Annotated in this window: 16 protein-coding genes; 4 read left to right on the top strand and 12 right to left on the bottom strand. The window is 61.6% G+C overall.

Going from position 1 to position 21626, the window contains the following annotated elements; translation table 11 throughout:
* The first annotated feature begins 160 nt into the window (after positions 1-160).
* Complete coding sequence (locus tag JFU04_RS29030; protein ID WP_003213368.1) at positions 161-436, top strand: HU family DNA-binding protein; 276 nt, start codon at positions 161-163, stop codon at positions 434-436.
* Positions 437-595: 159 nt separating this feature from the next.
* On the opposite strand, the gene JFU04_RS29025 is transcribed toward JFU04_RS29030, so the two are convergent.
* The 12 genes from JFU04_RS29025 to tssA form a co-directional block, all read right to left on the bottom strand.
* Entirely contained in the window at positions 596-1210 is a 615-nt protein-coding gene (locus JFU04_RS29025; RefSeq protein ID WP_120450545.1) for a DUF6707 family protein, read from the bottom strand.
* A 16-nt stretch (positions 1211-1226) separates the two neighbouring features.
* Positions 1227-5624, bottom strand: coding sequence for an RHS repeat-associated core domain-containing protein (locus tag JFU04_RS29020; RefSeq protein WP_242485938.1), 4398 nt, complete (start codon positions 5622-5624; stop codon positions 1227-1229).
* A gap of 12 nt (positions 5625-5636) precedes the next feature.
* Positions 5637-6071 (bottom strand): DcrB-related protein, encoded by a 435-nt coding sequence (locus JFU04_RS29015; RefSeq protein WP_120450540.1) that lies wholly within the window; start codon positions 6069-6071, stop codon positions 5637-5639.
* Positions 6072-6085: 14 nt separating this feature from the next.
* Positions 6086-8026 (bottom strand): type VI secretion system Vgr family protein, encoded by a 1941-nt coding sequence (locus JFU04_RS29010; protein ID WP_065902539.1) that lies wholly within the window; start codon positions 8024-8026, stop codon positions 6086-6088.
* 111 nt (positions 8027-8137) lie between these two features.
* Positions 8138-10795, bottom strand: coding sequence for a type VI secretion system ATPase TssH (gene tssH / locus JFU04_RS29005; RefSeq protein WP_201146165.1), 2658 nt, complete (start codon positions 10793-10795; stop codon positions 8138-8140).
* Positions 10788-11831, bottom strand: coding sequence for a type VI secretion system baseplate subunit TssG (tssG, locus tag JFU04_RS29000; protein ID WP_065902535.1), 1044 nt, complete (start codon positions 11829-11831; stop codon positions 10788-10790). The genes tssH and tssG overlap by 8 nt, the downstream gene beginning before the upstream one ends.
* Positions 11795-13654, bottom strand: a complete 1860-nt coding sequence (gene tssF / locus JFU04_RS28995) for a type VI secretion system baseplate subunit TssF (RefSeq protein ID WP_065902533.1) — start codon at positions 13652-13654, stop codon at positions 11795-11797. The genes tssG and tssF overlap by 37 nt, the downstream gene beginning before the upstream one ends.
* Positions 13651-14166, bottom strand: coding sequence for a type VI secretion system baseplate subunit TssE (tssE, locus tag JFU04_RS28990; protein ID WP_005792513.1), 516 nt, complete (start codon positions 14164-14166; stop codon positions 13651-13653). Before tssE ends, tssF begins: the two co-directional genes overlap by 4 nt.
* Before the next feature lie 78 nt (positions 14167-14244).
* On the bottom strand, positions 14245-14733 hold the full coding sequence (locus JFU04_RS28985) for an Hcp family type VI secretion system effector (protein ID WP_005792512.1): 489 nt from the start codon (positions 14731-14733) through the stop codon (positions 14245-14247).
* A gap of 174 nt (positions 14734-14907) precedes the next feature.
* Positions 14908-16404: a type VI secretion system contractile sheath large subunit gene (tssC, locus tag JFU04_RS28980; RefSeq protein ID WP_032884437.1), complete on the bottom strand. Its 1497-nt coding sequence runs from the start codon at positions 16402-16404 to the stop codon at positions 14908-14910.
* Positions 16405-16406: 2 nt separating this feature from the next.
* Positions 16407-16913 carry a type VI secretion system contractile sheath small subunit gene (tssB, locus tag JFU04_RS28975; RefSeq protein ID WP_010207547.1) on the bottom strand — a complete coding sequence of 169 codons (507 nt, stop codon included), beginning with the start codon at positions 16911-16913 and terminating at the stop codon, positions 16407-16409.
* A 54-nt stretch (positions 16914-16967) separates the two neighbouring features.
* Positions 16968-17987, bottom strand: a complete 1020-nt coding sequence (gene tssA, locus JFU04_RS28970; RefSeq protein WP_106802280.1) for a type VI secretion system protein TssA — start codon at positions 17985-17987, stop codon at positions 16968-16970.
* 395 nt (positions 17988-18382) lie between these two features.
* Between tssA and tagH the strand changes: the two genes are divergently transcribed.
* Genes tagH through tssK form a run of 3 tightly spaced genes read left to right on the top strand, consistent with a single transcriptional unit; the run spans position 18383 to position 21620 of the window.
* A complete protein-coding gene (gene tagH / locus JFU04_RS28965; protein WP_201146163.1) occupies positions 18383-19708 on the top strand; it encodes a type VI secretion system-associated FHA domain protein TagH in 1326 nt (441 codons plus the stop codon).
* Positions 19709-19759: 51 nt separating this feature from the next.
* Entirely contained in the window at positions 19760-20269 is a 510-nt protein-coding gene (gene tssJ / locus JFU04_RS28960) for a type VI secretion system lipoprotein TssJ (RefSeq protein ID WP_201146162.1), read from the top strand.
* A gap of 16 nt (positions 20270-20285) precedes the next feature.
* The gene (tssK, locus tag JFU04_RS28955) at positions 20286-21620 is read left to right on the top strand and encodes a type VI secretion system baseplate subunit TssK (RefSeq protein WP_201146160.1); all 1335 of its coding nucleotides are present in this window, start codon (positions 20286-20288) and stop codon (positions 21618-21620) included.
* Positions 21621-21626 lie beyond the last annotated feature (6 nt).

Raw genomic sequence — 21626 nt, 5'->3', positions numbered from 1 at the left:
TTTGTGCCCAGAAAGGTCGCCGCGAGACTGGCGGAGCGTGCGAGGGCATGCCATCCTCACTCCCGTCTGCCGCAGAGTAGAGCCTGCGGCGCCTTGGGCGCTGCTCCAGAAGAGAGCAGCACGGACATAACAACAAAAAACCGTCAAAGAGGCTTCACTTATGCGTAAACCAGAACTCGCAGCCGCTATTGCAGAAAAAGCAGACCTGACCAAAGAACAGGCCAACCGCGTACTCAACGCCGTACTCGAAGAAATCACCGGCGCGCTGCATCGCAAGGACAGCGTCACCCTGGTTGGCTTCGGCACCTTCCTGCAACGCCACCGCGGCGCCCGCACCGGCAAGAACCCGCAAACCGGTGAGCCGGTGAAGATCAAGGCGAGCAACACCGTTGCGTTCAAGCCGGGCAAGTCGCTCAAAGACAGCGTCAACCCGTAATAGCGATACCGTCTCGTAGGGAGGCGGGGCGGTAAAAAAGATGGGCACGCCGACTGGGTCGGGTGCCCATTTTTTATTGGATTAAACAAGACGGTAATGCAATCTGCCCCGTCCGCCTTGTCATAGACAGCTTTTTATCTGGAGCTTTCTGATGAGTCTTCATTTGAATGGCGTGAGCTTTTCTAATCCGATCTTGCCAATGATTTCATTGATTCTGGCGACGTTTTCTTCGATATCGGCTTTTATCTTTTCGCGCGGGTAATGTTCGGGTTTATCAAAGAACTGAATTTTTAACAGGCTCATCAGGTAAGTGACACGTTGATTGCCCTCTGTCACAAAGTCGCCCTCGTTCTCCGCGTCCTGGATTTTGTCCAGGCTCAAGGTCTCGCCTCTTACAAAGCGTTCATGGGTGTTGCGCTTCACCGTGACTTGCAGCTCGTTTCCGGTGTTCAGCGCCGCCAATACACGAGCAAGCGCATCAGCGTACACGGGCTCATCACCGCGCGCCCTCGCCAGGGTGCCGTTGAGTACCAGTGACGCCTCGATCCAGACCCAATAGTCATAGTTATTTTCAAAAGGGATTTTGCTCAGCGGTGCAGTGAGCTGCTCGGCCAGGTCTTTTTCATTGATGACGTACAACAGGTAAGCCAGACGGGTCAGCGATTCGATACGTGACTTCTGGGTTTTATTGTATTTGGCTGCCACTTTCGACACGCGGTCTGCCAATGGGCCGCTGGCAGCAGAGAGTGAATCAAGTGCTTCTGTGATCTGCATGGAAATCTCCAATCGGTTACTTCACGACTATTTTTACTCGGGTCCCGTCGTCATAGCCGCTCAGGGCATGCGCGATCGAGGAGCCTGCGCCTCGGTTGTCGCTAGGGTCGATGTACCTGACGCTAGCCCCTTTGCCACCTTCTTTGAACATCGCCATCGGGAATTCATCCCGATCCAGTGCCTTGACGGACGGGTGACCGGCCAGAGAGGCTTTGCGGTTATCCGCCGCGCCCAGGCGATCGATAGTGAATATATTTTTTCCTCGCGCCTTGATGACATCAGCGATGTGACCGAACGTTTGCTTGTACTGCTTTCTGGTCAGTTCAAGAACGATATCGTGTGTCTTGCCGTCTCCTGCCTTGACGTTGCAACCCTTGTATCCAAGGGGGTCAGTCCAGACGATAGGGTTCGGCGCGTATTCATAGAGGTTAATCCCACCTGCCAGCCCAATAGGATCGGGCGTCGTAAACCGCCCTACGTCCGGATCATAAAAGCGGAAGGTGTTGTAGTGCAGGCCCGTCTCCCGATCCAGGTATTGTCCCTGGAAACGCAGGTTCTGCTCCTCGATATAATAGGGTTCGCGAACTTCCCTGACGCTGTTGCCCCATACCTGGTAACGCGATTGCCACAGCGTATGCCCGTCCGCCTCCGTCAACTGTTCAGGCAAACCGTTCAAATCATTGTGGTAGTAACGCACACGCTGATGTTCGCCAGTGCCATCGACACGTGCCAGGGGTTCGTAGCCGTTACCTTCGTAGAGGTACAGGCTGCTCTGGTTATTTTTGCGTTCCAGCAATAAGCGCAACCCGTCCCAAACGAAGTGCGTTTGCCCCACCGGGAAGCCGTTGCTGTCATGTTCGCTTTTAGCGATACGACGACCCAAAGGGTCATACGTCATTTTTATAACAGTCGTTCGCTCAGCCTTTTGATGGCGTACTTCGATCAGTCTGTGGTCAGCGTCGTAGGTAAAAAGCTGAGTGCCCCATTTCGCACTGCGCTTTTCAGCGAGGCGGCCGAAAGCGTCGTAACGATAACGCTTGTCCTGATAGGTCAGCAGTTTGTTGTGTACCACCAGCCCGCTCGCCGCCTGCGGCGGATCAAGCAAGTTGGCGGCCGCATCGTAGGCGAATGTTTCGGTTTGCCCCTGCAGATTGTCTTGGTTGGCAATGATGCGTGCTGTCGCATCGTAGTGAAGTAATTGACGATGCTGGTGAGTGGGCAGCTGTTCAAGCTTGCCAATCAGATTGTCGGCAGGGTCGTAGTCAAACGCTATTTGCATCGTCGGCGCCAGTAACGTCGAAACACCTTCATTTCTGCATTGACGAGCTCGCAAGCGACCATTGCGGTCGTATTCGCTGCGGGTGCTGAGCTGACCTTGCGTACGCAACACTTCTCGATGCAAGCGATCGCGCTCGAAGTCGCTGATAACGCGTCCATCGAGGTTGATTTGGTGAAGGTGACCGCTGCCGTAATACAGACGGTTGAGCCAACGCCCGTCGGGTAAGCGCGTTTGGATAAGGTTGCCCAACTCGTCATAGTGATGCTGCAGGCTTCCAGCAACACTGTGCTCTTCAAGCAATTGACCCAGCGCGTCGTAGTTGAAAGCCAGGCGCTGTGCGTTTCCCTGCGCATCGACAGTGCTCACGGCAACGAGGCGATCCAGCGGGTCATAGGAATAGTCGGTGCGCCCATCGGCCGTCACCTTGGCGATCAAGCGGCCCATCGCGTCCCGCTCAAGATAATGAACAATCGGGTCGAGGGGCGTTGAGGGGACAACTGCCATGCCGTTGCCGTGCGGCGCCGGTACGGCGGTGACCACGCAGACACTGTCGAGCGGGTCGTAGCTGTAACGCTTGGCGCTGCCGTCCAGGTCTTGCTGTTCAATCAGCCGGTCGCTGGCGTCCCAGGTGAATCGGTATGTTTCACCGTTCTGGTTGGTCAGCGCTTGCAGGCGGCCAAATCGATCATACCCAAACTGTACCTGGCGACCATGGGCATCCGTACGCAGGTTAACCTGGCCCCGGCGGTTGTGCTGGTAGTGAGTTGTGTGCCCGGCGGGATCGGTATAACCCACCAACTGGCCACTGATACTGCGCAAATAGTGTTCAGTTCGGCCGTCTGGCAGCTGGGTACTGAGCAGGCGCCCTTTTGCGTCATAGCTGAACTGGGTACGCTCGCCAAGTGCATCGATGATGGCTTGCAAATAACCACGATGGTCGTAACTGAATCGAGTCGGGTAGCCTGAACAGTCGATGTGCTCGATCAACTGGCCGAGCCTGTTCCAGGATAGTTTTTTCTGCTTGCCAGTGGCGTCGATGATTTCGACGACTTGTCCACGACTGTCATAACGATAACGGGTGGCATAGCCAAGGGGATCGGTCTCACTGATGCAGTTACCGCGCGGGTCATAGCGAAACTGCCAGCTGTTTCCTGCGGCATCGGTTCGAGCCAGCGGCAGCGACCAATGCGCCAGCCACGACGAAGCCTCTTTGCGACCCAGGGGATCGATTTCTCCAATCAGGTTGCCTGATTCGTCGTAGTGATATTCATAGCGCCCCCCCTGGGGGTCTGTGGCGCTGAGCAACTGGCGTTCGTCATTCCACTCAAATAGCCAGGTATTGCCGAGGTTGTCGGTATAGGCAATGACTTGGTGCTGAGTGTTCCAGACTCGCGTGCTGACCCGTTGCGCGTTGTCGGTAATACGCGTTGTGCCTGCGGCCAGGTCGTATTCGAATTGGTACTCGTCGCCCTCATCCGTCCAATGCCGGACAACGCGCCATTCAGCCTGGGCGATCAATGCCCACTCGTAGAAGCAGCGCAAGCCGGTGGGCAGTTGGTGCTCTGCCATTCGCCGCCCGGTGTCGTAAGCAAAGCGTCTTTGAATCTGGCCGGTCGCATCGCGCACGATTGCCAGGTCGCCTGCCAAGTCGTATTCATAACTGACCAATACTTCTCGCGGCAGGTCGCTGTACACGCGTTCAATCCGGCTCACACGACCTTGCTCGCGGATCAGCTCCACCTGTACCAGGTCGAAAGTGTCGCGTAGACGTACCAATCGCCCGAGATCGTCATAGTCGAGATAAATGCGGTTGTTATTGCGATCGCCCAACTGACTCAGCCGCAGTAATGAGCTGGTGCCTGGCGTTGGGTCAAACAGGCGATAAAGTCCGTCATCACTTTCAATCAGCAATTGGCCGTTGCGGTGCCGGCGAATGCTCAAGCCCTCGCCCGGACTGAACATCGCACTGCCCAAAGCAACCGAACCGAGCTGTATTTGTCGGCCTTGTTCATCGGTATAAGTCAGTTCTTCACCCCCGGCGGGGTGCGGCAGGACCTCGACGCTGACTTCGTAAGACACGCTCCAGCCGGCGCCAAACATCCCACTGCGGCGCTCGTCACGACTGTTATAGAACCTCTGCCAGTCAATCGGCAGTACGCCCGGCAGCACAAAATCCAACTCTGCCTCGCCTCCCAGGACCTTGGCGCCTGTAGCCGCGTGTACTGGGTTCATCGAGCCCATAGCCGCGTTAGTCATCGCCCCGATGGCCTGGCTCACCGCGTATGAACCCACCCCGCCGAGCAACATGCACGGCAAATTACTCAGCGTCTTGCCCTTGGCTCCTTTAAGCATCATCAATGCTTCAATTGCCAACCCCACTCCTGGGGTTTTCCCGCTGCGGATCTCCTGCACCACCACCGTGCCGCCGCCAATCGTGACATTCGGCGAGATCAGCCCCGACGACACCACTGTCGCCTCGCACATGCTGCGATCACCGCTGCGCACGGCGGGTTGCCCATTGATGGTGACCTTGTCCGAACCCTCGGCCAGGAGCTGTGGCGGCATCGGTGGATGGCGGGCACACAGGACCATGTCGGTAAGCGCCGGTACCACGCCCGGTGCAGGCGTGGCGACGGTGGGCCGCCATAGCTGGGAGAAGAAACCCTCGGCCATGTCCAGGAAGCCAGGCTCGGGTTGTGGCTCGGGGTCGGGCTCAGGCGGTGCCTGCTCAAGCTCCGTGCCTGCGGGAGCCACGTGCGAGGGGATCGACCCTGCAGCACGCGCAGCCGGAATGCTGTTGACGAAAGTGTCGGTCGAACCCACCGCAATCGTGGCTTCCACCACGGGCGGGAACAGCGCGTTGGCGAAACTCTCGCACATCTTACTGAGGCCCTTGTCGGCCCCTGTCTTGCTCATGGCCATACCGACCACGATGCCCACCACTGCGCCGAGGATGCAGCCACCGATACCTGCGGTGGCGACGGTGACGCCAATCGCCGCCGCCACCGCCGCAGTCGCCAGTGCCGTGATCGCCACGTTGGCCGCTACTTCCAGCACCCCACCGAGGATATCCGCCATCATCGAGGTGTGGGTCAGTGCATCGCCCATCCGGGCCGCCCATAACGCGTCAGACATGCAGGCAACTCATCAGGAAACAGCGTCGAACGACAGCGAGTTTTTGATCAATGCCCAGTGCGCCGCCTCGGCATCCCCAAGCGTGTCTGCCTTCACATAACTCAAGGCGAGCATCTTGCGCGTGCCCGGTATCACCAATGCCAGCTGATACTGGAAAACCTTGTCATTGCCCTTGTTGAACTGGCTGCGCAGCTCGATGCCTTGCACCTCTTGGGCGGCGCCCAGACGCACATCGACCCCCGGTTGGTAGCGCAGATCCTGCACCTGTTTTTCCAGGCGCTGGAGTTGGTCATTGAAGTTGCTGTGCAGGGTTTCACCCTCGGCGAGCAGGCTGCGGCTGACGATCAGGGATGTCCCCAACTCCGGAAACTTGAGGATATTGATGGTCGCGTCCTGCAGCTCGGTGGCGGGCAGCTGAAACTGGAATTCGTTAATTCGATACGTCATGAAAACGGGTCTCGTCAGGAGCTTTTAGGCGCGGGGAACGCGGCTTTGATGTTGGCGTCGATGGCGCTTTTCTGGCCTTGGCCATCGGGTGTGGCGCCGGGGCCGCCGCCGTTGTTCAGGTGCAGCACGCCGCCGGTGTTGAATTCGGCATCACCGCTGGCGTAGAAGCTGATTTGCACGCCGGTCAGGTTGATCTGCCCGCTCGCGTTCAGCTCCAGGATGCTTTCACCGCAGACCAGGCGCAGGTTTTCGCCCACTTCAATCACGTAGCTCTGGCTGATGCTGTCGGTCTTTCTCTGGCCTACCGAGAGGATGTCTTGCTGCTTGACGATGCGCAGGCGGTTATTGCCAATCGTCACCGTCTCGTTGTGGCCAATACTTTTGTTACGGTCATGCCCCACCGAGTGGCTTTCATCCACCTCCACCACGATGTCCTGGTTACGCTCGGCATGGATGTACAGCTGCTCCAGGCCCTTCTTGTCCTCCATACGGATTTCATTGAAGTTGGCCGGCGTGCCGCCCTTGCTCGAGCGGCTTTTCATGCCGCTCTGGGTCGCGTTTTCCGGCAGGTCGTAGGGCACCGTCTGCTCGGCGTTGTAGACGCGTCCGGTAATGATCGGCCGGTCCGGGTCACCTTCCAGAAAGCTCACAATCACTTCCTGGCCGATCCTTGGGATCTGCATCGAGCCCCAATTCTTGCCGGCCCAGGATTGCGACACGCGAATCCAGCACGAGCTGTTTTCGTTGGATTGGTCATGGCGGTCCCAGTAGAAATGCACCTTTACGCGGCCGTACTGGTCGGTCCAGATTTCTTCGCCTTTGGGGCCGACCACCAGCGCGGTTTGCGGGCCCTTGACGATTGGGCGGTGGGTGTTGGCCAGTGGCCGGAAGCTTTGTTGCGCGTCGATGCAGGTCAGGCTGCTTTCGAACTGTGCAGACCCCGAGCCGCCGCCGCTTTCCAGGCTTTCCTGGACGATGTAGTAACGGCAGCCGACGATCAGGTATTCGCGGTTCTGGTCCTGGCGGCTGAAGCCGGTAAGGCTGAACAGGTGACCCGAACCCAGGCCACGGGCATTGCCGCTGAACTCGATCTGTTCATGCAGGGTTTGCAGGGCTTCGATCCGGGTGCGGGCGTAGTGTTCGCCGTCTGCGCTTTGCACGTAGGTGCCGGGATAGTCATACAACGGGTAGTCGCCGGCGGTGTGCGGGCGCGGCATTGCCGAGCGCACGTCGATGCTGGCGCTGGGGCGCTGGAAGTCGTAGTCGTTGAGCTCCAGCGAGCCCGGTTGTACTTCCTGCGCCAAGTGCCAGTTGTGCATATGGTCGCGTTCGCGCTGCTGCTCGTCCTTGGGGTAGTACGGGATCGACGCGTAGCCGGGCACTGTGGCGTGGGCGCCGTAGGCGTCGGCCAGCACCAGTACGTGGCGATCCTGTTCGTGGCGGAAGAAATAGTAGATGCCTTCCTGTTCCATCAGGCGGCTGACGAAATCGAAACTGGTCTCGCGGTACTGCACGCAGTATTCCCACTCGCGGTACGGCCGGCTCAGGGCGTCTTCGAAGTCGGAAAAACCCAGGTCGCGAAACACCTGCTTGATGATCTGCGGGATGCTCAGGTTCTGGAAAATCCGGCAGTCCGAAGTGCGGCTCAGCAGCCACAGCCATGGGCGCAACGTCACCTGGTAGCTGGCGAACTGGCCCTGGTCGATATTCTGGCTGCAGCGCGCGACGATGCCGTGAAAGTGTCGCTCGCCACCGTCCGCCAACTGCAGGCCGACGCTCATCGGCTTGCCCAGCAACTGGTTGAGGTCGATGTTGGCGTCCAGCGAGGTCAGTTGCAGCTCGTAGTTGAACAACCGGCCTAACTCTTCACCGCCGCCCATTTCATTGAGCAGCAGCACATCCGGCCCGAGGGGGCTGGTGATCTTGGCCAGGCGTGTGGCTTGGTTGAATAGCATCGGTTAACCCGTAAATGACTTAATAACTGAAGAAACCGAATCCAATGTGGGAGCTGGCTTGTGTGGAAGCAGGCAAGCCAGCTCCCACAGTTTTTATCGCATTCCGTCAGGTCAATCGTTGAAGTCGTAGTGCAATTCGTTATCCCGCGTGCTGATACGCACGCCCGCCAGCGCCTTGCCTTCGAGCATGCGCGTGAGGAATTCACGGCTCATGTCCGGCAGCAGGCTGTTGGTCAGAATGGTGTCGATCATGCGCCCGCCGCTTTCGGTTTCGGTGCAGCGTGAGACGATCAGGTCGACCACCGCATCGTCGTAGTCGAAGGCGACCTTGTGGGTGCTCTCCACGCGCTTCTTGATGCGGTCCAGTTGCAGGCGAGTGATCGCCTTGAGCATCGTGTCGCTCAGCGGGTAGTAAGGAATGGTCACCAGGCGGCCGAGCAGCGCCGGCGGGAAAATCTCCAGCAACGGCTGGCGCAGGGCCTTGGCGATTTCTTCCGGCTCGGGCGTGTTCGCAGGGTCTTTGCAGACTTGCGAAATCAGCTCGGTGCCGGCGTTGGTGGTCAGCAGGATCAGGGTGTTCTTGAAGTCGATCACCCGGCCTTCGCCGTCTTCCATCACGCCCTTGTCGAACACTTGGAAGAAGATCTCGTGCACGTCCGGGTGGGCTTTTTCCACCTCGTCCAGCAGCACCACGCTGTAGGGTTTGCGCCGCACCGCCTCGGTCAGCACGCCGCCTTCGCCGTAGCCGATGTAGCCCGGTGGCGCGCCCTTGAGGGTCGACACCGTGTGGGCTTCCTGGAACTCGCTCATGTTGATGGTGATCACGTTCTGCTCGCCGCCGTACATGGCTTCGGCCAGGGCCAGGGCGGTTTCGGTCTTGCCCACGCCCGACGTGCCGGCGAGCATGAACACGCCAATCGGCTTGCTCGGGTTGTCGAGGCCGGCGCGGGAGGTCTGGATGCGCTTGGCGATCATCTGCAACGCGTGGTCCTGGCCAATGATGCGCTTCTTCAGGTGCTGGTCGAGGTTGAGCACGGTCTCCAGCTCATTGCGCGCCATACGGCCCACCGGGATGCCGGTCCAGTCGGCGACCACCGAGGCCACGGCCTGGTAATCCACGGTCGGCAGGATCAGCGGGGTTTCGCCTTGCAGGGCCGTGAGGCGCTGTTGCAGGTCGACCAATTGGGCGCGCAGCTCATCGTTGCCGCTGTCGACCACGCCGGCTTTTTCACGCAAGGTTGCGCGGGTCGCCAGCAGTTCGTCGACCAAGGTTTTCTCTTCGGCCCAGCGGCTTTCCAAGGTGGCCAGGCGTTCACGCTCGGCACTCAGCAAGGCTTCGCTGTTGGCCTGGCGTGTACCGATGGCGATGCCGATCGCGTGTTCGCGGGCGATGATCTGCAACTCGGTTTCCAGCGCTTCGATGCGGCGGCGGCTGTCATCGACTTCAGCCGGCACGGCATGCAGGCTGATGGCGACACGGGCGCAGGCGGTGTCCAGCAAACTCACGGATTTGTCCGGCAGCTGGCGCGCAGGAATGTAGCGGTGCGACAACTTCACCGAGGCTTCCAGGGCTTCGTCGAGAATCTGCACCTGATGGTGTTTTTCCATGGTCGAGGCCACGCCGCGCATCATCAGCAGTGCCTTGTCTTCCGACGGCTCGGCCACTTGCACGACCTGGAAACGCCGGGTCAGCGCCGGGTCCTTCTCGATGTGCTTCTTGTACTCGGCCCACGTCGTCGCGGCCACGGTACGCAAGGTGCCACGGGCGAGGGCAGGCTTGAGCAGGTTGGCGGCGTCACCGGTGCCGGCGGCGCCACCGGCACCTACCAGCGTGTGGGCTTCGTCGATGAAGAGGATGATCGGCTTGGGCGAAGCCTGGACGTCTTCGATGACCTGGCGCAGGCGCTGTTCGAACTCGCCTTTCATGCTCGCGCCGGCTTGCAGCAGGCCCACGTCGAGGCTGCGCAGCTCCACGTCTTTGAGCGCAGGCGGCACATCGCCGGCGACGATGCGCAGGGCGAAACCTTCGACCACGGCGGTCTTGCCCACCCCGGCTTCACCGGTGAGGATCGGGTTGTTCTGGCGCCGACGCATCAGGATATCCACCAACTGGCGGATCTCTTCGTCACGGCCCACGATCGGGTCGAGCTTGCCGCTGCGGGCCTGTTCGGTGAGGTCGACGGTGAAGCGCTTGAGGGCTTCCTGCTTGCCCATCGCGCTCGGCGCCATCGCGCCGCTGGCTTCGCCTGGTACCGCACCGGCATTGAAACCGTCGCTGGCGCTCAAGGCATTTTCGGGCGAGTCGCCGACGTATTCGTCAAAACGTTCGCTCAGGGCTTCGGCCTTGATCTTGTCGAACTCGGAAGACAAGCCCAGCAACGCGTGGCGCAGGCTCGGGGTCTTGAGAATACCGAGCACCAGGTAACCGGTGCGCACCTGGCTTTCGCCGAACATCAGGCTGCCGTAGACCCAGCCGCGTTCTACGGCCTCTTCGACGTGAGATGACAGGTCAGTGATCGAAGTCGAGCCGCGCGGCAGGCGGTCCAGGGCTTCGGTCAGGTCGCGGGCCAGGCGTGCCGGCTCGACGTTGAACTGGCGAATGATGCGGTGCAGGTCCGAGTCCTGCAGCTGCAGCAACTGGTGAAACCAGTGGGCCAGTTCCACGTACGGGTTGCCCCGCAGTTTGCAGAACACGGTGGCGGCTTCGATGGCCTTGTAGGCCACGCTGTTGAGTTTGCCGAACAGTGCGGCGCGACTGATTTCACCCATGCTCTGGATTCCTTGAGGTGGTGGCGTGATCGGCGTAGTGCCGGGCCAGGATTAGGTCGTTGGCGTCTTGTGCAGGTTTGCCGAGCCAGGTGTTGAAGCCCAGGCGGAACTGGCCGTTGAGTTGCAGCGTCGGCACTTCGGGTTGTTGCAAAACCAGGTTCAGGTCCCAGTCCAATTCATGGCCCAGGTACTCGGCCACCCACGCCACCAGCTCATTGAACGGCTGGCTGCCGGGCAGCATGCCCATGTAGTCATCGAGCTTGAGCGGGCCGAGGCGGATGCGAAATTTATGCTGGCGGTCCCACACGTGGCTGCCCAGGCAAAAGTCCACGCCCAGTTGATTGGCGCTCACGCTGACGCGGCTGCGCTCGGGCAGTTCCAGCCATTGACCGACGTATTCCTCGATCTCCACGGGCAGGCCGAAGTACTCGCCGAGGATCGCCTTCAAGCCGTCCGGGTAGCGGGTTTGCGCCGACAGGTGACCGCTGTAGTGCAGCTTCGCGGTGTCCGGAATCAGGCCCTGGTTGAGCAGGCTCGGCATGCCGCGGCCACTCAAGGCCGCCAGGCGTGCGGACCAGTAGTCGTCGTCCGGACGGTCGTGGCTGACGGTCGGCCGCGCCTCGGCCCAGGCCCGGTAGAACAGGCTCAGCAGGCGGTGGTGGAAAATATCCAGGAACTGTTTGCTGGTGCTGTCGGCGTTGTTGCGCTGACGCTCGCGCACGTACTCGGTGATGTGCAGCGGCAACGGGCCGTTGGGGCCGCCGAGGCCGAAGAAGAACTGCTCCAGCCGCGCCGGCTTGCCGTCGCCACCCGGATCGACCGAGGCCAGGGTCGCCGGGGCGAAGGTGCAGTCGGCCTGTTGCCCGAGGCGCAGCGGGTCATCCGCCAGGCGCAGGGAATGGCCCAGGCGTGGCAGCTCCGGCGATTCGCACTCGATACGCCGCAATGCCTGGAAAAAATCGTATTCCCAGGGCTCCTGATGCATCGCATCCAGTGTATTCACAGGGTCGGACGCCGCCCGGGCTTGGCTTTCCATCGCATGATCTCGCCGCGTTCGGTGGTACGGATCACCGTCTCGGTAAAACTGTTGATCGACACGTAGCGTGCCAGGAAGCGCTCCAGCACTGCACCGAGCAGGAACACGCCAGTGCCGCGAAACGCGTTTTCATCGAATTCCAAGGTAATTTCCAGGCCGCGACCAAACACGATCGGGCCCGGCATCGGCAAGCGTCGGGTCACCGCTTTGCTGCTGACTTCGCGCAGGCCTTCGATCTGCAATTGCAGGGCGGCATCGTTGCTGTCGCCGTACAGGCGCAGCAGTTCGCGCAAGGCGCCGGCGCCCTGGCCTTGTTCGCTCAGCGACAGGTAGTTGAGCGACAACTGGCTGATCAGGCGCCAGGCCTTGGCATCATGGGCGTGGCTGGCGCGCGGGCGGCTCGGGCCGGCAACGCAACGCACGGCCAATACCGGGGCGCTGTCGGCCAGGGTGAAGTCGGTCTTGCCGTTGCCCACACTCATGAACAGCGGCAAATCGCGGTTGGTGCACAGCGCGGTTACGCCAAGTTGGCGCAGGTCGTGGCGGTACGGCGCCTGCTGGCTGTCGACCAGGCTGACGAAGGTTTCACTGCCCACATACGTGGAGCGCGGGCCGTTGCGGCGCTGATCGCTGGACAGCACGCGCGGCTCGCGGCGCACGGTGTAGTAGGCCTGGTCACGGCCATACCGCGACGGATCGCGTACCGCGTAGAACGGCAAAAACGGCTGTTCCGGCCCCGTGCCGTGGCCGGTGATGCCGCTCAACGAATGAATCTCGAAGTCCATCGGCCGGGTGCGGTCGGCGATCACATGGTGTTCGTTGACCCGGTCGGACAAGTGGATGCGGTCCACCCGTTTCGCAAACAGGTTGATGGCCGGCGTGCAGAACGGCATGAACTGCGCGGCGCCGACACTGCCTTCCAGGCTCGGCTCGTGACGGTCAAACAGGACGATCAGCTCCAGCTCCTGGCCGTCGCAGCGTTTGACCGCGCGGCCCAGTTCGGCGAATTCGACGAACAGGAAGCGGTGGGGCAGGGCGAAGTATTCCTGCAGCAGGCGATAGCCCTGGAATGCCCGCGCGACCACGGGCATCGCCGCGTCGGCGTCGTCAAACCCCCGCGAGCGCAACGCGCCTTGAGGCAGGCGTTCGACCCAGTCGCCACCGGGCTTGCGCGCGAACACCGCGCAGGCGTTGCCGAGCAATTGCTCGTAGAGACGGAACGGTTGCTCGTCGGCGCCGCTCAGGTACAGCGGCAGGTTATCGAGGTCGAGGCTGTTGAACGGCAATTCGGCGCCGGTGCGCAGGGTCAGGCGCAGGCCGGCCTTGGCTTTCGGCTCGCTGGCGGCCAGGCGGCCGAGCACGGCGGCGGGGTTGCCGAAGTACTCGGCGCCGCTGACTTGCAACGGCCACAACGTCACCGGGTGTGCGGTGCGGTACTCGCAGCAGGTCTGGGTCTCGCGGCCCAGCGCGGCACGCAACACCGTGTCGCGCGGCAGCGGGAAGCCACTGGCCAGGGAGCCTTCATCGGGATCGGTCTGCAATTGCACCACGGTCATCGACGGTGTCGGTGCCAGGTAGTGCGGGTAGGCGATTTCCAGCAGGTTGTGGGTGAAGGTCGGGTACTCGGCGTCGAGCTTGAGCTGTACGCGGGCCGTCAGGTAGGCAAAGCCTTCGAGCAGGCGTTCGACGTACGGGTCGGCGCAGTCCATGCCGGACAGGGTCAGCCGACTGGCGATCTTCGGGTATTCCTTGGCGAACTCGGCCGCGCTTTCGCGCACGTGGTGCAGTTCCTGGTTGTACAGCTCCAGCAGGCGCGGGTTCATGGGCGCCTCCGCTGGTCGGCATTCACCACGCGCACGTGGCCAGACTCCAGGTCGAGGTCGGTTTGCAGCAGCAGGCGCAACGGCACCGGTTGTGCCCACAGGTCGCCTTCGATCTCGAAACTCAGCGCGTTGTGGTTCATCTCGCCATGGCCGACGCGGGCTTTGACCCGCAAGGTGTGGCGCAGGATACGCGGCTCAAACGTGGCGATGGCCTGGTAGATCAGGGCTTCCAGGGCCTTGATATCGACGCTGGACACACTGTTGCCCGCCAGTGCCGGCAGGCCGTAGTTGACCACCGAAGTACCGGCCGGGGTGTGCAGGGTGGCATCGGCATCCAGCAACGACGTGGTGTTGAGCAGCCACGCCAGGTCGCGCAGAACCGAGGCTTTCAATTGGGTCAGGGACAGCACGCGTTTGTCGGCGCTTTCCTTGGGATTGGTCGGGTCGTCGTCGGTCAACCGGTCCAGCAGGGACGGTTGCAGACGGTCGCGGGAAGCGATTTCAGTTACCACCAAAGCAGCTCCACGGACGGATTGCGAGAGGAACACAAAGCCTTGGGCCGTGGCGCCGGGCCACGGCCACAAGGGCTATCAGCGCTTGGTGTTGGAACGGATGTTCCAGCCAAACTTGATCGCGCCGCCGTCTTTGGTGCCGTCGGCTTTCTGCGGCTGGTAGTCGACCATCACTTGGGCGAAGTTCAGGGTGACGTTTTCGGTCAGGCGGTCATCGGTGCCCGAACCGCCGGTGCTCAGCGAGGTGACCAGCACTTCTTCCAGGTTGATCACCATGTACTCGACCTGGCTCTCGCCACCGGCCTTGCGCACGGTCAGCTTGACCTTGTCGATGTGCTTGCCGCTGGCGCAGTGCATCATCAGGTTCGGCGACGCCTTGTCGACGTACTTGGTCAGCGACAGGTCCTGGATATTCACCTTGCCCGCACCGCCGCCACCGCCCACGTGCATGTTGCCGGACTGGGCCATGCCCCAGCTCCAGTTCAGCACGTCGATTTCGTCCTTGTGGGCCTTGTCCATGGACTCGCCCTTGATGTCGCCGATCTTGATGAAAATATCAACAGCCATGTTTTCTCCCTGTGTGGTCTCAGCCACGATATTTGGTTAACCCAAGGGCGGTGCTTTTCTGTGGGAGCCGGGCTTGCCCGCGATGGCATCACTTCGGTCTGACTGACAGACCGCGTCGCCTGCATCGCGGGCAAGCCCGGCTCCCACAAAAAGCCCGATCCCGGCGGATCGTTATTACGCGCTTTTCGCCGAAGGCAGCTTCGATACCAGTCGCAGCGACACGGTCAGCCCTTCAAGCTGGTAGTGCGGGCGCAGGTAGAACTTGGAGTTGTAGTACCCCGGGTTGCCTTCGACGTCTTCCACGATCACTTCGGCTGCCGCCAACGGGTGCTGGGCCTTGGTGGTTTCGGTGGAGTGCGCCGGGTCGCCGTCGACGTAGTTGAGGATCCAGTCCTGCAACCAGCGCTGCATCTCGTCCTTCTCTTTGAAGGAGCCGATCTTGTCGCGCACGATGCACTTCAAGTAGTGGGCGAAACGGCAGGTGGCGAACAGGTACGGCAGGCGTGCGGCCAGGTTGGCGTTGGCGGTGGCGTCCGGGTCGTCGTATTCGGCCGGTTTCTGCAGCGACTGCGCGCCAATGAATGCGGCGAAGTCGGTGTTTTTCTTGTGCAGCAGCGGCATGAAACCGTTCTTCGCCAGTTCCGCTTCGCGGCGGTCGCTGATGGCGATTTCGGTCGGGCACTTCATGTCCACGCCACCGTCATCGGTCGGGAACGTGTGGGCCGGCAGGTTTTCCACTTCACCGCCGGACTCCACGCCACGGATGCGCGAGCACCAGCCGTAGTGCTTGAACGAGCGGTTGATGTTCACGGCCATCGCATAGGCGGCGTTGGCCCAGGTGTATTTGGAGCTGTCGGCGCCGTCGGTGTTTTCTTCGAAGGCGAAGGCTTCCACCGGGTCGGTCTTGGCGCCATATGGCAGGCGCGCCAGGAAGCGCGGCATGGTCAGGCCGATGTAGCGCGAGTCTTCCGATTCACGCAGCGAGCGCCAGCCGGCGTATTCCGGGGTGGTGAAGATCTTGGTCAGGTCGCGCGGGTTCGACAGTTCCTGCCACGAGCCCATGCCCATCACGGTCGGCGACGCTGCAGCGATGAACGGCGAGTGCATGGCGGCGCAGACTTTCGACAGCTCGCCCAGCAGCTCGACGTCGGGTGGCGACTGGTCGAAGTAGTAGTCGCCGACCAGGCAACCGTACGGTTCGCCGCCGAACTGGCCGTATTCTTCTTCGTACATCTTCTTGAAGATCGGGCTCTGGTCCCAGGCAGTGCCCTTGAATTTCTTCAGGGTCTTGTGCAGGTCCGGCTTGGAGATGTTGAGCACGCGGATCTTGAGCTGCTCATCGCTCTCGGTGTTGTTCACCAGGTAGTGCAGGCCACGCCAGGCGCTTTCCAGCTGCTGGAAATCCTGGTGGTGGATGATCTGGTTGACCTGGGCGGTGAGCTTGGCGTCGATGGCGGCGATGATCGATTCGATCGACTTGATCGCGTCATTGGACACCAGGTCGGTTTGCGCCAGGGCCTGCTCGGCCAGGGTGCGCACGGCGGTTTCCACGGCTTCGCGGGCACGCTCGGTCTTGGGCTTGAATTCTTGCAGCAGCAGGTTCGCGAACTCGCTGGCTTCTTCGGTAGCCCCCAGGATCTGGGAGCCTTCGCGGGCGGTATTGTCCGTCATGATTATTGGTCCCCTGCAGGCTTGGGTGCGCTGGCAAGTGCCTGGAGCAATGCCGGGTCCTTGATCGCCTTCATGATGATTTCTTCAGCGCCAGTCTTGCCGTCCATGTAGGTCAGCAGGTTGGCCAGCTGGGTACGGGCTTCGAGCAGCTGGTTCAGCGAATCGACCTTGCGGGCCACGGCCGCCGGGCTGAAGTCGTCCATGCTTTCGAAGGTGATGTCCAGGCTCAGGTTGCCTTCGCCGGTCAGCTCGTTGGGGACGTGGAATGCCACGCGCGGCTGCATGGCCTTGAGGCGCGAGTCGAAATTGTCGACATCGACTTCAAGGAACTTGCGGTCGGCCACGGGCGCCAGAGGCTCGGCTGGCTTGCCGGCGAGGTCGGCCATCACACCCATCACGAAGGGCAGCTGGACCTTTTTCTCGGCGCCGTAGAGCTCGACGTCGTACTCGATCTGCACTCGAGGCGCGCGGTTGCGCGCGATGAATTTCTGAGAACTTTGCTTCGCCACGTTGCTGCTCCTGGTCGCTTGAGCGACGGTGTTGTTACTGCACGCTCGGGCGGCTTACTCGCCGTCCGGACCGCGCAGGTTTTCAAATTGGGACATGCCGTCGGGAATCAGGTTGCGCACGATGGCCGCGAAGTCGGCGTGCACCAGATTCTTGGCCCGGTTCAACAACACCGGCAGCGGGCTCGAAGGCTCGTGCCGGGTGTAGTACGCAAGGATTTTGTCGAGGCTGCGCAGCACGTCATCGCGGCTGGCGATGTCGCCAGTGGGGCGCGGTGCTGCGGGGGCTGCGGCGAAGTCGACCGAGGGGGCATTGTCGTCACTGACGGCCTCGGGTTCGCTGCGGGTGTCGCTGTTCGGTACGAATTGGTTGAGGATTTGCAGGGCCTGCTTGAGCGGTTGCTTCAACAGGCTGAGGTCGACGCCCTGGGCCGAACCGACCTGGTCGCTGACCTGCTGTTCGATGGCTTCGCAAGCGGCGCGCGCGGCGCCCAGGGCATCGCGGGTGGCCTGTAATTGCTCGGGGTCGCTGTCCAGGAACGCGGCGTTGAGTTGCTGCGCGCCGAGCTGTTCATCGGGGAAATTCATCAGGCCGCTGGCGTTCAGCGCGGCCCGCAGGCTGACCGGGCCGAAGGTGCGCGAGCGGGTGAGGATGCTTTCGCGCAGCAGGCGAATGGTCGCGTCGCTGGTCAGGCCGGACAGTGCGTTGATGCGAACCGTGGGGTCGTTATCGTCGTCGGCATCCAGGCGCGGGTGCAGGTCGGCCCAGTATTCGCGCAGCAGCGCGTTGATCAGCGTGAGCACTTCTGCGAGTCCGGCCACGCCTTGCAGGGCGAGCGAGCTTTGCAACAGGAAATGGGTGATTCGCAGGTCCTTGCTGCGCTGCAACAAGTCGAGGCTTTGCTGCTGGATGCTGCGCCATTCCGGCGGTTCAGCGGGCAAAATCGAATCGCCCATGCTGCGCTCGGGTTGGCCCTTGGCATCACGCTCCAGTTGGAGAAAGTCCGCGTCATATTCCATGTCTTCGCCACACGGCGAAGTTGCGGAAACGGCGGTGAGCAGCAACGGCACATCCACTGAAATTGATCTCCCTATCAGCCCGTTAGATGGCGGGCAATGCATGCATTAGTTGCGCGAGGAACTTTGCATGTTTTCTTGGTCATATAAGCAAGATGCCACTAATGTGACATCACTGGTATTCAAGAAGTTGTGCATTTTTGGTGTAGTACTTAGGGCTTGTCAAGGTAAGCTATTCGCCCTCTGTGACAGATGTGCGGTGCTTAACAACCTGCACGACTGGTGGGTCGAACGGCGTACCAGGACAGGATTTTTGTCATGGAGCCCAGTTAAGATCAGCGATCATGCTGGTATCGGCAGGTTGTGGACGGTCGATTGCACGACCAGATGGGGATCTCCCGGGAACCGCTCGGCCCGGGAATCGACTGCGCGCGAAGTATCAGCAAGGAGGCAAGATGTCGCTGTGTTTGACTATCACTAGTTATCACAAGATCACCCCTGGGCAGTGCTCGGAAAAGTCCATGAATCAGGGCTCGATGGCTATCGGCCGCAGCGCGGACAATGACTGGGTGTTGCCTGACCCTGAGCGGCTGGTGTCTTCACAACACTGCGTTATTCAATACAAAGAAGGCCGTTATTATTTAACCGATAACAGCACCAATGGCGTGGAGTTGGTCAACGCCGGTATTCGGATGCGCCGGGGTAACAGCGAACCCCTGCAAAATGGCGAGTTGATCCGCATTGGCGATTACGAGATCCAGGCGCGTATCGACTTCAATGTGCAGGCGGTCGACAGCCAGCCGTTTGCCGGGGATTCACCGAACAGTTTTGAAGCGCTGATGGGCGCCGTGGTGAGCACCCCCACGCCGACGCCGGTGATCGCGCCGCAGTTCCATGGGGCGTCGTCGATGGACACGCTGCCGGACCTGTTCGACTTCCTCAGCCCCATTGCCGTACCGCCCGCGACGGTACCGGACCACGTGCCGTCCGAGCAGCATGACTTCCGCCCCCCGACCCCTGTGGTCGTCGAGAAACCCGTGGTGCCGAGTTCGGTCATTCCCGAAGACTGGGACCTGTTTGGCGACACGCCCGCACCGGTCGTCAGCGCACCGCCACCTCCGCCGTCACCGCCACCTGCGCCCATTACCCCGCCGCCCGTGGTCGAGCCCGTGCTCCCTGTGGCCGACAGCCAACAGCCGGATCTGTTGCAAGCCTTCCTGCGCGGTGCCGGCCTGGACCAGTTGCGCCTGGACCGGGCCGATGCCTGCGCGCAGATGGAAAGTATCGGCCGCAGCTACCGGCTGATGGTCGAAGGCTTGATCGATGTGCTGCGCGCCCGCGCCAGCCTCAAGGGCGAGTTCCGCATGCAGCAGACGATGATCCAGCCCGCTGAAAACAATCCGTTGAAATTCGCACCGAATGCCGACGAAGCGTTACTGCTGCTGCTTCGCCATGGCAACCAGGCGTTTATGGCGCCCGATGCTGCCGTGCGCGACAGTTTCGACGACTTGCGCGCCCACCAGTTGGCAGTGATGGCCGGTGTGGAAGCAGCGATCAAACACCTGCTCGGGCGTTTCGAGCCGGCGCAGCTGGAAGAGCGCATGGGCAAGCCCGGCGGTCTCTCGAGCCTTTTCAACGGCTCGCGCCAGGCCCAGTACTGGCAGCAGTTCACCGAGCTCTACAGCAACATTTCCCGCGAGGCCCAGGAAGACTTCCAGGACCTGTTCGGCCGCGAATTCAGCCGAGCCTATGAGGAACACAGCGCACGCCAGCGTCGCTGACCCGCAACACATGGATTAACGGATAGCTAAGTACGTCATTGAGGACGCAGGATGATTCCCAGGTTTTTATTCGCAGTCGCCACACTGCTTCTGCTGACGGCGTGTGCCAAGGATGCCGTCAAACCCGACGCCGCCACCGAGGCGCCAGCGGACACCGCCGCCGTCGAGCTGCACTTTCACGCGATTGCCGGGCTCAACCCCGGCGCCAACGGCCAGGCCGCCCCGGTACGGGTGCGCATCTTCGAACTGAAAAACGCCGCCACCTTCGCGCGCTCCGATTACTTCGCCCTGGCTGACCGCGCGCAATCCACCCTCGGCCTGGACCTGCTGGACCAGGATGAAGTCATGGTGCAGCCCGGCGAGCAACTGAGCATCCAGCGCGACCTCGACCCGTCCACGCGCCAGATCGGGCTATTGGTCGGCTATCGCGAGTTGGACCGCGCACAGTGGCGCACGGTGATCAACGTGCCAGCGCGCCAATACACCGAATACCAGATCAGCCTCGATGTACGCGCGGTGCGCGCCGACGTCGTGGTTGCCCCATCCAGCCCTGCCCAATAACGCAATCGGAGCCCCCATGTCCTGGAACAATCGCGTGGTCTGGTCGGAAGGCATGTTCATCGGAACGCAGCACTTCCAGCAGCATGACCGTTACCTGGAAAACCTGATCGACGCCCGCAGCCGCCCGTTGTCCGTGGGCGCCTGGGGGTTCTCCGAGCTGCTGATCGACCAGGGCCTGCTGGCCCAGGGCAAGCTGGCGATCGTCTCGGCGCGCGGCCTGTTGCCCGACGGCACGCCGTTCAACATCCCCCAGGATGACCTGGCGCCAAGCCCGCTGAATATCGATGACTCCCTGCGCGACGGCCTGGTGTACCTGGCCTTGCCGCTCAAGCGTGCGGGTGCCCGTGACACCGTTGATGAAGGCGAAGACTTGGGCGCTGCGCGCTATGTGAGCCAGGTGCGCGAAGTGCGCGACGACAACGCGCCGTTCGAGAACCGCGCGCCGGTGGCCGTCGGTTCGCGCGCCTTGCGTCTGTTGACCGCCCAGGATGGCATCAGCGACTACGCCGCCATCGGCCTGGTGCGCATCAAGGAAAAGCGTGCCGACCGCGCACTCGTGCTCGATGACAGCTACATCCCGCCAGTCCTCGATGTGGCCGCGAGCAAACCGCTGACCGCGTTTCGCAGCGAACTGCTCGGCCTGCTGCACCAGCGTGGCGAAGCCCTGGCTGGCCGCGTGGTCGCCTCGGGCGCGGGAGGCGCCTCGGAGATTGCCGATTTCATGCTGCTGCAACTGGTCAACCGGGCGCAGCCGCTGCTCCAGCATTTCAGCCAATTGAGCCCGCTGCACCCGGAGCGCTTCTTCAGCGAACTGGTGAGCCTGGCCGGTGAGTTCTCGACCTTTTCCACTGCCGGCCGACGTCCGCAGGAATACCCGCAGTACCAGCACGACGACCTGGCCCTGAGTTTCACCCCGGTGATGGCGGCCCTGCGTGAGGCCCTGTCGATGCTGATCGACAGCAAGGCCACGCCGATCCCGATTGTCGAGAAAGCCTATGGCGTCCACGTGGCGATGCTGGCGGACAAAACCCTGCTCGACAGCGCCAGTTTCATCCTCGTGGTGCGCGCCGATGTGCCGGGCGAAACCCTGCGCGGGCGCTTCGGCCAGCAGAGCAAGGTCGGCTCGGTGGAGCACATCCGCGACCTGGTCAACCTGCAACTGCCGGGCATCGGCCTGCTGCCGCTGCCGGTGGCGCCGCGCCAGATCCCGTACCACGCAGGCTCCACTTACTACGAGCTGGACCGTGGCAGCGAGCACTGGCAGCAGCTGAGCAACTCCGGTGGTTTTGCCTTTCATATCGCCGGGCAATTCCCGGGCTTGAACCTGGCCTTCTGGGCGATCCGAGGATAATCCGCG

This window comes from Pseudomonas sp. TH21 (assembly GCF_016651025.1).
Taxonomy (GTDB): domain Bacteria; phylum Pseudomonadota; class Gammaproteobacteria; order Pseudomonadales; family Pseudomonadaceae; genus Aquipseudomonas; species Aquipseudomonas aylmerensis.
Note: the sequence above shows the minus strand (reverse complement) of the source record. Positions and strands in the feature narration are given on the sequence as shown.

Bases quoted from the DNA above. Each gene is read 5' to 3' on its own strand.
- JFU04_RS29015 (WP_120450540.1), bottom strand. From the start codon at position 6,071: ATGACGTATCGAATTAACGAATTCCAGTTTCAGCTGCCCGCCACCGAG.
- tssJ (WP_201146162.1), top strand. From the start codon at position 19,760: ATGATTCCCAGGTTTTTATTCGCAGTCGCCACACTGCTTCTGCTGACG.
- JFU04_RS29010 (WP_065902539.1), bottom strand. From the start codon at position 8,026: ATGCTATTCAACCAAGCCACACGCCTGGCCAAGATCACCAGCCCCCTC.
- tssK (WP_201146160.1), top strand. From the start codon at position 20,286: ATGTCCTGGAACAATCGCGTGGTCTGGTCGGAAGGCATGTTCATCGGA.
- tssH (WP_201146165.1), bottom strand. From the start codon at position 10,795: ATGGGTGAAATCAGTCGCGCCGCACTGTTCGGCAAACTCAACAGCGTG.
- tagH (WP_201146163.1), top strand. From the start codon at position 18,383: ATGTCGCTGTGTTTGACTATCACTAGTTATCACAAGATCACCCCTGGG.
- JFU04_RS29020 (WP_242485938.1), bottom strand. From the start codon at position 5,624: ATGTCTGACGCGTTATGGGCGGCCCGGATGGGCGATGCACTGACCCAC.
- tssF (WP_065902533.1), bottom strand. From the start codon at position 13,654: ATGAACCCGCGCCTGCTGGAGCTGTACAACCAGGAACTGCACCACGTG.
- tssC (WP_032884437.1), bottom strand. From the start codon at position 16,404: ATGACGGACAATACCGCCCGCGAAGGCTCCCAGATCCTGGGGGCTACC.
- tssG (WP_065902535.1), bottom strand. From the start codon at position 11,831: ATGGAAAGCCAAGCCCGGGCGGCGTCCGACCCTGTGAATACACTGGAT.
- JFU04_RS29030 (WP_003213368.1), top strand. From the start codon at position 161: ATGCGTAAACCAGAACTCGCAGCCGCTATTGCAGAAAAAGCAGACCTG.
- JFU04_RS28985 (WP_005792512.1), bottom strand. From the start codon at position 14,733: ATGGCTGTTGATATTTTCATCAAGATCGGCGACATCAAGGGCGAGTCC.
- JFU04_RS29025 (WP_120450545.1), bottom strand. From the start codon at position 1,210: ATGCAGATCACAGAAGCACTTGATTCACTCTCTGCTGCCAGCGGCCCA.